This is a genomic window from Variovorax sp. DXTD-1 (assembly GCF_003984625.1).
In the GTDB taxonomy this organism is placed as follows: domain Bacteria; phylum Pseudomonadota; class Gammaproteobacteria; order Burkholderiales; family Burkholderiaceae_C; genus Variovorax.
Genome location: NZ_RWKH01000008.1, coordinates 80,949 through 94,856, shown reverse-complemented (window position 1 = coordinate 94,856; position 13,908 = coordinate 80,949). Strand labels below are relative to the sequence as shown.

At 65.2% G+C, this 13,908-nt stretch carries 13 protein-coding genes; 5 read left to right on the top strand and 8 right to left on the bottom strand.

Features of this window, described 5'->3' with window-relative positions:
* Positions 1-43: 43 nt before the first annotated feature.
* Genes EJI00_RS09620 through EJI00_RS09610 form a run of 3 tightly spaced genes read left to right on the top strand, consistent with a single transcriptional unit; the run spans position 44 to position 2,720 of the window.
* Positions 44-1,459 (top strand): polyhydroxyalkanoate depolymerase, encoded by a 1,416-nt coding sequence (locus tag EJI00_RS09620; RefSeq protein ID WP_126747241.1) that lies wholly within the window; start codon positions 44-46, stop codon positions 1,457-1,459.
* Positions 1,456-2,085, top strand: a complete 630-nt coding sequence (locus tag EJI00_RS09615) for an RnfABCDGE type electron transport complex subunit B (protein ID WP_126747240.1) — start codon at positions 1,456-1,458, stop codon at positions 2,083-2,085. Before EJI00_RS09620 ends, EJI00_RS09615 begins: the two co-directional genes overlap by 4 nt.
* Positions 2,082-2,720: a LysE family translocator gene (locus tag EJI00_RS09610; protein ID WP_126747239.1), complete on the top strand. Its 639-nt coding sequence runs from the start codon at positions 2,082-2,084 to the stop codon at positions 2,718-2,720. The genes EJI00_RS09615 and EJI00_RS09610 overlap by 4 nt, the downstream gene beginning before the upstream one ends.
* A gap of 13 nt (positions 2,721-2,733) precedes the next feature.
* On the opposite strand, the gene yedA is transcribed toward EJI00_RS09610, so the two are convergent.
* Positions 2,734-3,651: a drug/metabolite exporter YedA gene (gene yedA / locus EJI00_RS09605; protein ID WP_126747238.1), complete on the bottom strand. Its 918-nt coding sequence runs from the start codon at positions 3,649-3,651 to the stop codon at positions 2,734-2,736.
* Positions 3,652-3,766: 115 nt separating this feature from the next.
* Here yedA and EJI00_RS09600 point away from each other — a divergent pair, with 115 nt between their 5' ends.
* Positions 3,767-4,264, top strand: coding sequence for an Lrp/AsnC family transcriptional regulator (locus EJI00_RS09600; protein WP_126747237.1), 498 nt, complete (start codon positions 3,767-3,769; stop codon positions 4,262-4,264).
* Here EJI00_RS09600 and EJI00_RS09595 read toward each other — a convergent pair.
* The 7 genes from EJI00_RS09595 to scpA are packed head-to-tail and all read right to left on the bottom strand — an operon-like array spanning position 4,254 to position 13,120.
* Positions 4,254-4,748, bottom strand: coding sequence for a VOC family protein (locus EJI00_RS09595; RefSeq protein ID WP_126747236.1), 495 nt, complete (start codon positions 4,746-4,748; stop codon positions 4,254-4,256). The two genes, EJI00_RS09600 and EJI00_RS09595, sit on opposite strands and share 11 nt — an antisense overlap.
* Positions 4,745-5,776, bottom strand: coding sequence for a biotin synthase BioB (gene bioB / locus EJI00_RS09590; RefSeq protein WP_126747235.1), 1,032 nt, complete (start codon positions 5,774-5,776; stop codon positions 4,745-4,747). Before bioB ends, EJI00_RS09595 begins: the two co-directional genes overlap by 4 nt.
* A complete protein-coding gene (locus tag EJI00_RS09585) occupies positions 5,776-7,824 on the bottom strand; it encodes an acetyl/propionyl/methylcrotonyl-CoA carboxylase subunit alpha (protein ID WP_126747234.1) in 2,049 nt (682 codons plus the stop codon). The genes bioB and EJI00_RS09585 overlap by 1 nt, the downstream gene beginning before the upstream one ends.
* Positions 7,825-7,841: 17 nt before the next feature.
* Positions 7,842-9,386 carry an acyl-CoA carboxylase subunit beta gene (locus EJI00_RS09580; RefSeq protein WP_126747233.1) on the bottom strand — a complete coding sequence of 515 codons (1,545 nt, stop codon included), beginning with the start codon at positions 9,384-9,386 and terminating at the stop codon, positions 7,842-7,844.
* Between the two features lie 40 nt (positions 9,387-9,426).
* Positions 9,427-10,476, bottom strand: a complete 1,050-nt coding sequence (gene meaB / locus EJI00_RS09575; RefSeq protein ID WP_260590630.1) for a methylmalonyl Co-A mutase-associated GTPase MeaB — start codon at positions 10,474-10,476, stop codon at positions 9,427-9,429.
* Entirely contained in the window at positions 10,470-10,943 is a 474-nt protein-coding gene (locus EJI00_RS09570; RefSeq protein ID WP_126747232.1) for a GNAT family N-acetyltransferase, read from the bottom strand. Before EJI00_RS09570 ends, meaB begins: the two co-directional genes overlap by 7 nt.
* A 14-nt stretch (positions 10,944-10,957) precedes the next feature.
* Positions 10,958-13,120 carry a methylmalonyl-CoA mutase gene (scpA, locus tag EJI00_RS09565; protein ID WP_126747231.1) on the bottom strand — a complete coding sequence of 721 codons (2,163 nt, stop codon included), beginning with the start codon at positions 13,118-13,120 and terminating at the stop codon, positions 10,958-10,960.
* Between the two features lie 127 nt (positions 13,121-13,247).
* Here scpA and EJI00_RS09560 point away from each other — a divergent pair, with 127 nt between their 5' ends.
* Positions 13,248-13,895, top strand: a complete 648-nt coding sequence (locus EJI00_RS09560) for a GntR family transcriptional regulator (RefSeq protein WP_126747230.1) — start codon at positions 13,248-13,250, stop codon at positions 13,893-13,895.
* Positions 13,896-13,908 lie beyond the last annotated feature (13 nt).

Sequence of the window (13,908 nt, the reverse complement as noted above, 5' to 3'; positions counted from 1 at the left end):
GCGCTGATATATTGCACCGCAACATTTCACTCCAAGACCAGCGATGCTTTATCAACTCTACGAAGCCCAGCGTTCCTTGATGGAACCGTTCTCGGACTTCGCGCAAGCGGCGTCCAAGCTTTACGGCCAAGGCGCGGTGTGGGGCCAGTTGCCCATGGCGCAGCGCATGGCTGCCGGCTACGACCTGCTCTATCGCCTGGGCAAGGACTACGAAAAGCCTGAGTTCAACATCAAGTCGGTGAAGGTCGACGGCGACGACGTCGTGATCCAGGAGGTCGTCGAGCTCGACAAGCCGTTCTGCGAGCTGCGCCGCTTCAAGCGCTTTACCGACGAGCCGCACACCCTCAAGACACTCAAGAGCCAGCCCGTGGTGCTGATCGTGGCACCGCTGTCGGGCCACTACGCCACGCTGCTGCGCGACACGGTTCGCACCATGCTGCAGGACCACAAGGTCTACATCACCGACTGGAAGAACGCGCGCCTCGTGCCGCTCTCGCAAGGCGAGTTCCATCTGGACGACTACGTCAACTACGTGCAGGAATTCATCCGCCGCCTGCAGGCCGAGTACGGCAACTGCCACGTGGTGAGCGTGTGCCAGCCGACGGTGCCGGTGCTGGCGGCCGTGTCGCTCATGGCAAGCCGCGGCGAGCCGCTACCGCTCACCATGACCATGATGGGCGGCCCCATCGACGCCCGCAAGTCGCCTACCGCGGTGAACAACCTGGCGATGAACAAGAGCTACGAGTGGTTCGAGAACAACGTGATCTACCGGGTGCCGCAGGGCTTCCCGGGCGAGGGCCGTCGCGTGTACCCGGGCTTCCTGCAGCACACGGGCTTCGTGGCGATGAACCCCGACCGCCATGCCAGCAGCCATTACGACTACTTCAAGGACCTGATCAAGGGCGACGACGCCAGCGCCGAAGCCCATCGCAAGTTCTATGACGAGTACAACGCCGTACTGGACATGGACGCCGATTACTATCTGGACACCATTCGCACCGTGTTCCAGCAGTTCGAGCTCGTGAACGGCACCTGGGACGTGAAGAACCCCAAGGGGCAGGTCGAGCGCGTGCGCCCGCAAGACATTCATTCCACCGCGCTGCTCACTGTCGAGGGCGAGCTCGACGACATTTCGGGTTCGGGCCAGACCGAGGCCGCGCACAGCCTGTGCACCGGCATCGACGATGCGCAGCGTGAACACTACGAAGTCAAGGGTGCGGGCCACTACGGCATCTTCAGCGGCCGCCGCTGGCGCGAACTGGTCTACCCCAAGATGCAGAAGTTCATCGCAGCCCACGACCAGCCCCAGCGGCGCGCCGGCGCACGCGAGAGCCTGCCGGCCGAAGACCGCATCAAGCCCGGGCGGAAGACGGTGGCCGTGGCCGCCAAGAAGAATGTCGCAGCCAAGAAAGCGGTGGCCGTTGCCGCCGTGAAGAAGCCCGCGGCACGCAGGAAGTGAACGGGCTGGCCGCGCGCATTCACGACGCACTGCCGCAAACGCAGTGCACGCGTTGCGGCTACCCTGATTGCGCCGGCTATGCGCAGGCCGTGGCCGATGGCCAAGCCGGCATCAACCAGTGCCCGCCTGGCGGCGCGGAAGGCATTGCCAGGCTGGCCCAGCTCACGGGCCGTGAACCGCTGCCGCTCGATCCGCAGTTCGGCACCGAAGGCCCGCGCGCCATGGCGGTGATCGACGAGGCCTGGTGCATCGGCTGCACGCTCTGCCTCGACGCCTGCCCTACCGATGCCATCGTGGGCATCAACAAGCGCATGCACACCGTGATCGAGGCGCATTGCACGGGCTGCGAACTCTGCATTCCGGTCTGCCCCGTCGACTGCATCTCGCTCGAGGTCGAGACGCCCGGCCGCACCGGGTGGGCCGCATGGTCGCAGGCACAGGCCGAGGCGGCGCTGCGCCGCTACCAGCTGCACGGCGAGCATCGCCGGCTCGCCAAGCGAATCGAAGAACCGGCACCCGCCATCGCCGAACCGCAGGCCGCCGACACGCGCAAGCGGTCCATCATCGAAGCCGCACTGGCACGCGCCCGAGCCGCTTCGCAACGCCCACCCGCCGCCAAACCATGACACTCGACACCCTGCTGATCTATGTGGTCGCCTCGCTCGCGTTGGCCATCATTCCCGGCCCCACGATGCTGCTGGCGCTCTCCAACGGCATCGACGGCGGCATGCGCCGCGCGAGCTGGGGCATTGCGGGCGCGTCGCTCGGCAGCATCACGTTGATTGCGGTGGTCGCGCTCGGACTCGGCTCGCTGCTGGCCGCGTCGGAACTGCTCTTCAACGCGATTCGCGTGGCGGGCGTCGCCTACCTGGTGTGGCTCGGCATCAAGCTGTGGCGCAGCGACGCTACCGACCTGGGCGAGGCGCTGGCCAAGTCCGCCATCGAGGTTCGCCCGCACGGCCGCATCGCGCTTGCGCGCAGCCTGCTCGTTGCGCTGTCGAACCCCAAGACGGTGTTGTTCTTCGCGGCCTTTCTGCCGCAGTTCATCGACATCACCAAGCCGCAAGGCACGCAGTACCTGCTGCTGGGTTCGATCTTCGTGGCGCTCGATACCTGCGTGATGCTGGCCTATGCGGCCGCCGGCACGCAAGCCGTGCGCTGGCTCTCGCGGCGCGGTCTCAAGGTGCTGAACCGCAGTTGCGCGGCCGGCATGTGGTTGCTGGCGGCCACGCTGGCCTTCTGGCGCCGTCCGGGCACCTGAAGCAGGCGCGGGCTCAGCCCTTCTGCGGGCGCTTGAAGAGCAACAGCAGCACGCCGGCCAGGATGACGGCCACGGCATACCACTCGAAGCGCGTTACGGTTTCGTTGGCGATCCACACGCCCAGCAGCATTGCAATCACCGGATTGACGAAGGTGTAGCTCGCCGCCAGCGCGGCCGGTGCCCTCGCGAGCAGCACCATGTAGGCGTTGAACGCAATCAGCGAACCGAAAACCACGAGGTACAGCCAGGCCCAAACGGCCTCCGGCTCCGGCGGCCATACCAGGCTCTCGCGAGACACCGCCGCAAGCACCATCAGAACCACCCCGCCACAGATCATCTCGCTCGCAAACCCCATCGCGCCGGGCGCGAGCGGCAGGCTGCGCTGGCTCAGCACGCTGCCCATCGACCAGCAGATGCAGGCCACGGAAATGGCCAGCAGCCCCGCGGGCGATGACTGGAAGCCGCTGCCCTGCGTGAGCATCAGCACGCCGACAAGCCCGAGCGCAATGCCCGTGGCCTCGAGCCGCGTCGGCTTCACGCCCCAGATGAGGTTGAGCAGCGCAATCAGCAGCGGCACCACCGCGATGAAGGCCACCACCAGGCCCGAGCCGATCGATACCTCGGCATGCGCCGTGCCGCCCATGCCGCCGCCCAGCATCAGCGCCCCCACGACAAGCGCATTGCGCCATTGCAGCGCCGAAGGCCAGGCCGCGCCTCGCCAGCGCATCCACACCGCGAGCACCACGCCCGCAAACAGGAAGCGTGACCCCATCTGCAGGAACGGCGGAAAGCTGATCAGCGCGTACTTGATTGCGAGATAGGTCGAGCCCCACACCACCCAGGTGGCGGCGAGGCAAAGCCACAGGAGCGGCGGCAGCGTGCTGCGTGCGGGACCGGATTCGGCTTGGGAGGGAGATGCAAGAGTCGGCATGCGAGGTCTGTCTTGTTGGTATTGGAACGCCATCCATGGTATGAAAGCAAACCCTTCGCAGCCATGCACAACTCATGGTTCTCTCTGTCTTGCACCGTCGATTTAAAGGAGTTCCATGGACTTCGCCTTCAACCCCACGCTGGACGCTCACGACACCCGCATCCTGGCCGAACTGCAGGGCGACGCGCGGCTCACCATGGCCGAGCTCGGGCGCCGCGTACACCTGAGCCAGCCGGCCGTGACCGAGCGCGTGAAAAAACTCGAAGCCGCGGGCGTGATCAGCGGCTACCGCGCCACGGTCAATCTCGGCAAGCTCGGCTACGGCATCCGCGCGATCATCCGCGTGGGGCGGGCCGACTACGCGCGTGTGGTCGAACTGGTTCAGCTGACGCCCGAATGCGTCAATGCCTACAACGTGACCGGCGACGACAGCTGGATTCTGGAGATCGCAGTCATCGACGTGAGCCACCTCGATGCGGTGGTCACCAAGTTCTGCATCCTCACCGAAACGGCAACGTCCATCATCCTGAACCCGGCCCGCGAGCACCAGCCGATGCTGCCGCCTCAGCGCTCGGACGTGAAGCCGCCGATCAAGAAGGTGCTTAACGCGTAGCGGCCAGCGCGTTGAATGCAGTCACCACCTCGGGCGGCGCCTGCACCATCTCGATCAGCACGCCCTCGCCCGCAATCGGAAACTCGTCGTTCGCCTTCGGATGCAGAAAGCAGATGTCGAAGCCGGCCGCGCCCTGGCGAATGCCGCCGGGCGCAAAACGCACACCCTGCGCGGTGAGCCATTCGACAGCCTTGGGCAGGTCGTCGATCCACAGGCCCACATGGTTGAGGGGCGTGGTGTGAACCGCCGGTTTCTTTTCAGGGTCGAGCGGCTGCATCAGGTCGACCTCGACCTTGAACGGCCCGCTGCCCATGGCGCAGATGTCCTCGTCAACGTTCTCGCGCTCGCTCTTGAAGGTGCCCGTGACCTCGAGCCCCAGCATGTCGACCCACAGCTTCTGCAGCCGCATCTTGTCGGGCCCGCCGATGGCGATCTGCTGGATGCCCAGCACCTTGAAGGGACGCGCGGAAGCCGTGGTTGTCATGCGCAGACCTCTACCTTTTCAGTGGTCGTGGTCCGGCGCGACTGCAGGCCCAGCTTGCGCAGCAGCTGCACGTCGGCCTCCACGTCGGGGTTGCCGGTCACCAGCAGCTTGTCGCCATAGAAGATCGAGTTGGCGCCTGCCATGAAGCACAGTGCCTGCACCGCGTCACCCATCTGCTGACGGCCTGCCGAAAGCCGCACCCGCGCGGTCGGCATCGTGATGCGCGCCACCGCGATCATGCGCACGAAGTCGAAGGGATCGACCGGCTCGGAATCGGCCAGCGGCGTGCCCGGTACGCGCACCAGGCTGTTGATCGGCACCGATTCCGGATACGGATTCAGGTTGGCCAGTTGCGCGATCAGCCCGGCCCGGTGCACCGGCTGCTCGCCCATGCCGACGATGCCGCCGCAGCACACGCTGATGCCGGCGCTGCGCACATGGGCCAGCGTGTCGAGCCGGTCCTGGTAGGTGCGCGTGTCGACGATGTCGGTGTAGTACTCGGGCGCGGTGTCGAGATTGTGGTTGTAGTAGTCGAGGCCCGCGGCCTTGAGCTGGTGCGCGTGATGCGGCTCCAGCATGCCGAGCGTGGCGCAGGTCTGCATGCCCAGGCCCTTCACGGCCTCGACCAGCACGGCCACCTTCTCCACGTCGCGGTCCTTCGGCGCGCGCCATGCGGCACCCATGCAGAACCGCGTGGCACCGGCGTCCTTGGCGGCCTGCGCGGCGCGCACCACCTCGTCGACTTCCATGAGCTTCTGCGCCTTCACGCCCGTGTCGAACTCGGCCGACTGCGGGCAATAGCCGCAGTTCTCTGGGCAGCCGCCGGTCTTGACCGAAAGCAAGGTCGCGAGCTCGATGTCGCCTTCCGGGAAGTGCTGGCGGTGCACGGTCTGTGCTTCGAACAGCAGCTCCATCAGCGGCTTGTCGAGCAGCGCCTGGATCGCCTCGACAGACCAAGGCCCCTGCGGCTCCGCGGCCTTGGTGGGGCGGTGTAGCGTGATCGTCTGTTGCAAGTCGTTGGCACCCATCAGTTGAACTCCAGAATGATTTGATCGACCGCGAGCGAATCGCCCTTTTTGGCCGAAATCTTGCCGACCACACCGTCCTGCGTGGCAAACAATACGTTTTCCATTTTCATGGCCTCGATCACGGCCAGCTTCTCGCCGGCACGCACCTGCTGGCCCGGCTGCACCGACACCTCGACCAGCAAGCCCGGCATCGGCGACATCAGGAACTTGCTCAGGTCCGGCGGTGCCTTGTACGGCATCAGTTCGAGCAGGCGCGCACCGAGCGGCGACAGCACCATGGCCTCGATCTGCGTGCCATCGTGAGACACCCGCAGTGCCAGCGGATTCTTGCCCGCCCCGCGTTCGACCTGCGCGGTGAAAGGCCGGTCGTTCACCATGCCCTGCACGCGAATTGCGCCGAGCGCAAAGCCGCTGTCGATCTTGTAGTTCTTGTCGCCCACGGCGACGACGCTGGCGCCGGTCTTGCCATGAAAGTCGGTCACCGACACCGGGTGGTGCACATGTTTGCCCTCCGGCCCCAGCTCCACCACCACGAACTGCTCGCCCACCTTCACGCCGTGGCCTTCGAGCTGGCCGCTGATGCCCGAGGCACGCGCGCGGTAGCGGCGATGCACATAGGCCGCAAGCGCGACAAGAAACGAGGGGTCTGCGTGCGGCACGTCTTCCGCATGAAAGCCCTTGCCGTAGTGCTCGGCAATGAAGCCGGTGTTGAAATCGCCCGCCACGAACCTGGGGTGCGCAAGCAGCGCCGCCTGGAACGGAATGTTGCTGCTGATGCCGCGAATCACGAAGCCGTTGAGCGCCTCGCGCATGCGCGCAATTGCATGCTGCCGGTCCTTGCCGTGCACGATCAGCTTGGCGATCATCGAGTCGTAATACATCGGGATCTCACCGCCTTCGTACACGCCCGTGTCCACTCGCACGCCGTTCAGGCGCTCGGTGTCGCTCGCGAACATGGTCTCGGCCGGCGGCTGGAACTTCACCAGGCGGCCTGTCGAAGGCAGGAAGTTGCGGAACGGATCTTCGGCGTTGATGCGGCACTCGATGGACCAGCCGTTGCGCTTCACCTCGGCCTGCGTCAGCGGCAGCGCTTCGCCGGCCGCCACGCGGATCATCAGTTCGACCAGGTCGAGCCCGGTGATGCATTCGGTCACCGGATGCTCCACCTGCAGCCGCGTGTTCATCTCAAGAAAATAGAAGCTCTGATCCTTGCCGACCACGAATTCCACCGTGCCCGCGCTCTGGTACTTCACCGCCTTGGCCAGCTGCACCGCCTGCTCGCCCATCGCCTTGCGCGTGGCATCGCTGATGAAGGGGGAAGGTGCCTCTTCGATCACCTTCTGGTGCCTGCGCTGGATCGAGCATTCGCGCTCGTTCAGGTAGATGACGTTGCCATGCGAATCGCCCAGCACCTGGATCTCGATGTGGCGCGGCTCCTCGACGAATTTCTCGATGAACACGCGGTCATCGCCGAAGCTGCTCAGCGCCTCGTTGCGGCACGAGGTAAAGCCTTCGAAGGCTTCCTTGTCGTCGAAGGCCACGCGCAGCCCCTTGCCCCCGCCGCCGGCCGACGCCTTGATCATCACCGGGTAGCCGATGTCCTTGGCAATCTCGACGGCGCGCTCGGCCGTTTCGATGGCGTCGTTCCAGCCGGGAATGGTGTTGACCTTGGCTTCATTCGCGAGCTTCTTCGAAGCGATCTTGTCGCCCATGGCGGCAATCGAATAGTGCTTCGGGCCGATGAAGGCAATGCCCTCTTCCTCGACTTTGCGCGCAAAGGCTTCGTTCTCCGACAGGAAACCGTAGCCCGGATGCACCGCCTCGGCGCCGGTCTGCTTGCAGGCCGCGATGATGCGGTCGGCCTGCAGGTAGCTCTCGCGGCTGGGCGCAGCACCGATGTGCACGGCCTCGTCGGCCAACTCGACGTGACGGGCCTCCTTGTCGGCATCGGAGTACACGGCGACCGTGAGGATGCCCATCTTCTTCGCGGTCTGGATCACGCGGCACGCGATTTCGCCGCGGTTGGCGATCAGGATTTTCTTGAACATGTTGTCGTCCTGCGTCTTCAGAGAGGAATATTCCCGTGCTTGCGCCACGGGTTCTCGAGCTTCTTCTCACGCAGCATCACCAGCGAGCGGCAGATGCGCTTGCGCGTTTCGTGCGGCAGGATCACATCGTCGATGTAGCCGCGCGCACCCGCCACATACGGATTGGCGAAGCGCGCCTTGTATTCGGCCTCGCGTGCGGCGAGCTTCTCGGGGTCGTTCTTGTCTTCGCGGAAGATGATTTCCACCGCCCCCTTGGCGCCCATCACCGCGATCTCGGCGCGTGGCCAGGCCAGGTTGACGTCGCCGCGCAGGTGCTTGGAAGCCATCACGTCGTACGCGCCGCCATAGGCCTTGCGCGTGATGACAGTGATCTTCGGCACCGTGCACTCCGCATACGCGTAGAGCAGCTTGGCGCCGTGCTTGATGATTCCGCCGTACTCCTGCCCCGTGCCGGGCATGAAGCCAGGCACATCGACGAAGGTAACCACGGGAATGTTGAACGCATCGCAAAAGCGTACGAAGCGCGCGGCCTTGATGCTGCTCTTGATGTCGAGGCAGCCCGCGAGCACCAGCGGCTGGTTGGCCACGATGCCGACCGTCTGCCCTTCCATGCGCGCAAAGCCGATCACGATGTTCTTCGCGTAGTCGGGCTGCAGTTCGAAGAAGTCGCCGTCATCGACCACCTTGAGGATCAGCTCCTTCATGTCGTAGGGCTTGTTCGGGTTGTCGGGCACCAGCGTGTCGAGCGAGTAGTCGGGCCGGTCGGCCGGGTCGCCCTGGCCGTTGTTGCCCAGGCGCACGGGCGGCTTCTCGCGGTTATTGAGCGGCAGGTAGTTGTACAGGCGGCGCAGCATCATGAGCGCCTCGACATCGTTCTCGAACGCCATGTCTGCCACGCCGCTGCGCGTGGTGTGGGTGACGGCGCCGCCGAGTTCTTCGGCCGTCACGGCCTCGTGCGTCACGGTCTTCACCACATCGGGCCCGGTGACGAACATGTAGCTCGAGTCCTTCACCATGAAGATGAAGTCGGTCATGGCGGGCGAATACACCGCGCCACCCGCGCACGGGCCCATGATCATGCTGATCTGCGGCACCACGCCCGAGGCCATCACGTTGCGCTGGAACACGTCGGCATAGCCGCCGAGCGAGGCCACGCCTTCCTGGATGCGCGCGCCACCGGAGTCGTTCAAGCCAATGACGGGTGCGCCGACCTTCATGGCCTGGTCCATCACCTTGCAGATCTTCTCGGCATGCGCTTCGCTCAGCGCGCCGCCGAAGACGGTGAAGTCCTGGCTGTACACGAACACCAGGCGACCGTTGATCATGCCGTAGCCGGTGACAACGCCGTCGCCCGGAACCTTCTGCTCGGCCATGCCGAAGTCGACCGAGCGGTGCTCGACGAACATGTCCCACTCTTCAAAGGTGTTGTCGTCCAGCAGCAGCTCGATGCGCTCACGCGCGGTGAGCTTGCCCTTGGCGTGCTGCGCGTCGATGCGCTTCTGCCCGCCGCCACGGCGCGCCTGCGCGCGGCGCTTTTCGAGTTGTTCGATCAGTTCTTGCATGGTGTGCTTCCGAAGCTGTGGTCCTGAATTTCGTGTGTCGTCATGGCCTGGCGGTAATGGCCGCTGCCGCAAGCAGCTGGCGCGCCGCGGTCGATGCGGGCAGCGAGCCCTGTGCCACCTGTTGCGTGAGTTGCGGCAGCAGTTCGCGCACCTGCGCGTGTTGCCTGAATGCCTGCTTGAGCCCCGCGTCGATGCGCTCCCACATCCACGCCGTGGCCTGCTTCTCGCGCCGCTTGGCGAGCTTGCCGTTGGCGGTTTGCAGTTGCTTGAACTGCTGCACCGCTTCCCAAAATGCATCGACACCGGTACCGGCAAGGGCGCTCAGCTGCAGCACCTTGGGCAGCCAGAAGCGCACTTCCGCGCCGCTGTGCGCATCGTGCACCGCATGCGCATGGTCCGGGTTGCCCTGGTGGCCGAACAGGCGCAACGCCGAGGTGATCTGCGCCTGTGCACGCGTGGCAGCGTCCTTGTCGATGTCGGCCTTGTTGATGACGACCAGGTCAGCCAGCTCCATCACGCCCTTCTTGATGGCCTGCAGGTCGTCGCCCGCGTTGGGCAGCTGCATCAGCACGAACATGTCGGTCATGCCGGCCACGGCGGTTTCGCTCTGGCCCACGCCCACGGTCTCGACAATGACGATGTCGTAGCCGGCGGCTTCGCACACCAGCATGGCTTCGCGCGTTTTCTCGGCCACGCCGCCCAGCGTGCCGCTCGACGGGCTCGGACGGATGTAGGCGCGGTCATGCACCGAGAGGCGCTCCATGCGCGTCTTGTCGCCAAGGATGGAGCCGCCCGACACGGTCGACGAAGGATCGATGGTGAGCACCGCCACGCGGTGGCCCTTGCCGATCAGCAGCAGGCCCAGCGTTTCAATGAAGGTCGACTTGCCGACACCCGGCACGCCGGAGATGCCGAGGCGAAAAGAATTGCCGGTGCGCGGCAGCAATGCGGTGAGCAATTCATCGGCTTGCGCGCGGTGGTCGGCGCGGGTGGATTCGAGCAGCGTAATGGCCTTGGCAATGGCGCGGCGCTGTGCCATGCCCTCCGGCTCGGCAATGGCGCGTTCAAGTGCCCCGGCCTGTTTCAGCACGCATCCTCCGAGGCCACGCGCCAGCGGTAGTGCAGGTCGACGCCCTCTTCGCCTTCGAGCACGAAGCCGTGCCGCACATAGAAGCGGTTGGCGTCGCTCTGCACCAGCGCGGTGAGCTTGATGTCCATCCCTTGTTCGCGCGCCTGCGACTTGGCCCATTGCAGTACCCATTCGCCGATGCCCAGGCCCTGGAAGCCGGTGCGCAGGTACAAATGGTCGAGCCGCAGCGCATCGGGGTCTTCGGGCTTGAGCGTGACAAAGCCGATGCGCAGGTCACCGTCGAGCACGATGTGATGCATGTAGGGCACGACGAACCCGGCCTGCAGCCGCTCGCGTGAGCGCGCGGGGTCGAAGCGCCCGACGCGCTCCAGGCTGGGGCGCATCGCATCGACGCGCAAGGCCAGCATGGCTTCGAAATCGCTGGAATCAACGGGCTGCAGCGACAGCCGCGACAAAAGATCGCCCACGTCTCGCGTCCCGATCAGGCCGAGACGGCTGCGCGAATCTGCTCCAGCACGTCTTTCGCGCTGGCGGGAATCGGCGTACCCGGGCCGTAGATGCCCTTGACGCCGGCCTCATACAGAAAGTCGTAGTCCTGCCGCGGAATCACACCGCCGACGAACACGATGATTTCATGAGCGCCCTGCTTCTTCAGCTCGTTGATGATGGCGGGCACCAACGTCTTGTGGCCGGCCGCGAGGGTGCTCACGCCCACGGCATGCACGTCGTTCTCAATCGCCTGGCGCGCGCACTCCTCGGGCGTCTGGAACAGCGGCCCCATGTCCACGTCGAACCCCAGGTCGGCAAAGGCCGTGGCCACCACCTTGGCGCCGCGGTCGTGCCCGTCTTGCCCCAGCTTGGAGATCATCACGCGCGGACGGCGCCCCTGCTCTTCGGCGAAGGCGTTGATCTCGGTCTTGAGGGCTTCCCAGCCCTCGGCGGAGTCATAGGCAGCAGCGTACACACCGGTCACCTTTTGCGTGTCGGCCCGATGGCGGCCGAATGATTTTTCAAGCGCGTCGGAAATCTCGCCCACCGTGGCGCGCAGGCGCACGGCGTCGATGCTGAGTGCGAGCAGGTTGCCGGTGCCGTTCTCGGCGGCCTCGGTCAGCGCATCCAGCGCAGCCTGCACCTTGGCGGTGTCGCGCGAGGCACGGATCTTCTGCAGGCGGGCCACCTGCTGCTCGCGCACCTTCACGTTGTCGATCGAAAGGCTGTCGATGGCGTCTTCGGTCTTGAGCTTGTACTTGTTGACGCCCACGATCACGTCCTTGCCCGAGTCGATGCGCGCCTGCTTCTCGGCGGCGGCCGCTTCGATCTTGAGCTTGGCCCAGCCGCTGTCCACCGCCTTGGTCATGCCGCCCATGGCTTCGACTTCTTCGATGATGGCCCAGGCGGCATCGGCCATGTCCTGCGTGAGCTTCTCCATCATGTAGCTGCCGGCCCAGGGGTCGATCACATTGGTGATGTGCGTTTCTTCCTGGATGATGAGCTGCGTGTTGCGCGCGATGCGGGCGCTGAACTCCGTGGGCAGCGCAATGGCTTCGTCGAGCGCGTTCGTGTGCAGGCTTTGCGTGCCGCCGAATACCGCGGCCATCGCCTCGATGGTGGTGCGCACCACGTTGTTGTACGGGTCCTGCTCGGTGAGCGACCAGCCCGAGGTCTGGCAGTGGGTGCGCAGCATCAGGCTCTTGGGGTTCTTGGGGTTGAACTCCTTCATGATGCGGCACCACAAAAGGCGTGCCGCGCGCATCTTGGCCACTTCGAGGTAGAAGTTCATGCCAATGGCCCAGAAGAAGCTCAGGCGCCCGGCAAAGCCGTCGACGTCCAGGCCCTTGGCCAACGCAGTCTTCACGTATTCCTTGCCGTCGGCCAGCGTGAACGCAAGCTCCAGCGCCTGGTTGGCGCCGGCCTCCTGCATGTGATACCCGCTGATAGAGATCGAGTTGAACTTGGGCATTTTCTGCGCCGTGTACTCGATGATGTCGCCGATGATCCGCATGCTCGGCGCGGGCGGAAAGATGTACGTGTTGCGGACCATGAACTCCTTGAGGATGTCGTTCTGGATGGTTCCGCTCAGCTGGTCTTGGGCCACGCCCTGCTCTTCGGCCGCAACCACGTAGCCCGCCAGCACCGGCAGCACGGCGCCGTTCATCGTCATGGACACAGAGACCTTGTCGAGCGGAATCTGGTCGAACAGGATCTTCATGTCCTCGACCGAATCGATGGCCACGCCGGCCTTGCCCACATCGCCCGTCACGCGCGGGTGATCGCTGTCGTAGCCGCGGTGGGTCGCCAGGTCGAAAGCCACGCTCACGCCCTGCCCGCCCGCTGCCAGTGCCTTGCGGTAGAAGGCGTTCGACTCCTCGGCCGTCGAAAAGCCCGCGTACTGACGGATGGTCCACGGGCGCACCGCGTACATGGTGGCCTGCGGGCCGCGCAGGTAGGGCTCAAAGCCCGGGAGCGTGTCGGTGTACTTCAGGCCCTGCAGATCGGCCGCGGTATAGAGCGGCTTTACGGTAATGCCATCCGGCGTGAGCCAGTTGAGCGCATTCAGGTCGCCACCCGGCGCCGACTTGGCGGCGGCCTTGGCCCAGTCGTCGAGGTTGGCAGGCTTGAAGGTGGGTTCGGGTGTGCTGCTCATGAGGGGCCGTTTTGCAGTGTCTTGCAGGGTAGTCGCAAATTCGCCTGCAAGGAATTTGCAAGCCGCAGCGAGTCTAACCGAATCATAATTATTAATTCAAACACGTTTTTGCGGTACAGTCCGGCCCATGTCCGCCGTCACCCTTACCCCGCGCGCCCTCTATGAAGAGGTGGCCGAGCTGCTGCGCCAGCGGATCTTCCGCCGCGAGCTCGAGCCCGGCAGCTGGATCGACGAACTCAAGCTGGCCGAGGAATACGGCATCAGCCGCACGCCGCTGCGCGAAGCCCTGAAGGTGCTGGCGGCCGAAGGCCTGGTCACCATGAAAGTGCGGCGCGGCGCCTACGTGACCGAGGTGTCGGAGCAAGACCTGGCGGATGTGTACCACCTGCTCTCCCTGCTGGAGAGCGACGCGGCCGGCGTGGTGGCCGAGCGCGCCACCGATGCCCAGCGCGCCGAACTGAAGGCGCTGCACGCCGAGCTGGAGGCCGCCGGCGCGCCAGGCAAGGAAAACCGAGAGCACTTCTTTGCGCTGAACGAGCGCTTTCACATGCGCCTGCTGGCCATTGCCAACAACAAGTGGCGCGACCAGATGGTGGCCGACCTGCGCAAGGTGATGAAGCTCAACCGCCACAACTCGCTGCTCAAGGAAGGCCGCATTGCCGAATCGCTGGCCGAGCACCGCTCGATGATGGCGGCCATCGAGGCGCGCGACGCCACGGCGGCCATGGCGCGCATGCGAGAGCACTTCAGGAACGGCCTGGAAGCGGCCGTCTAGGCCCCGCCCAGGC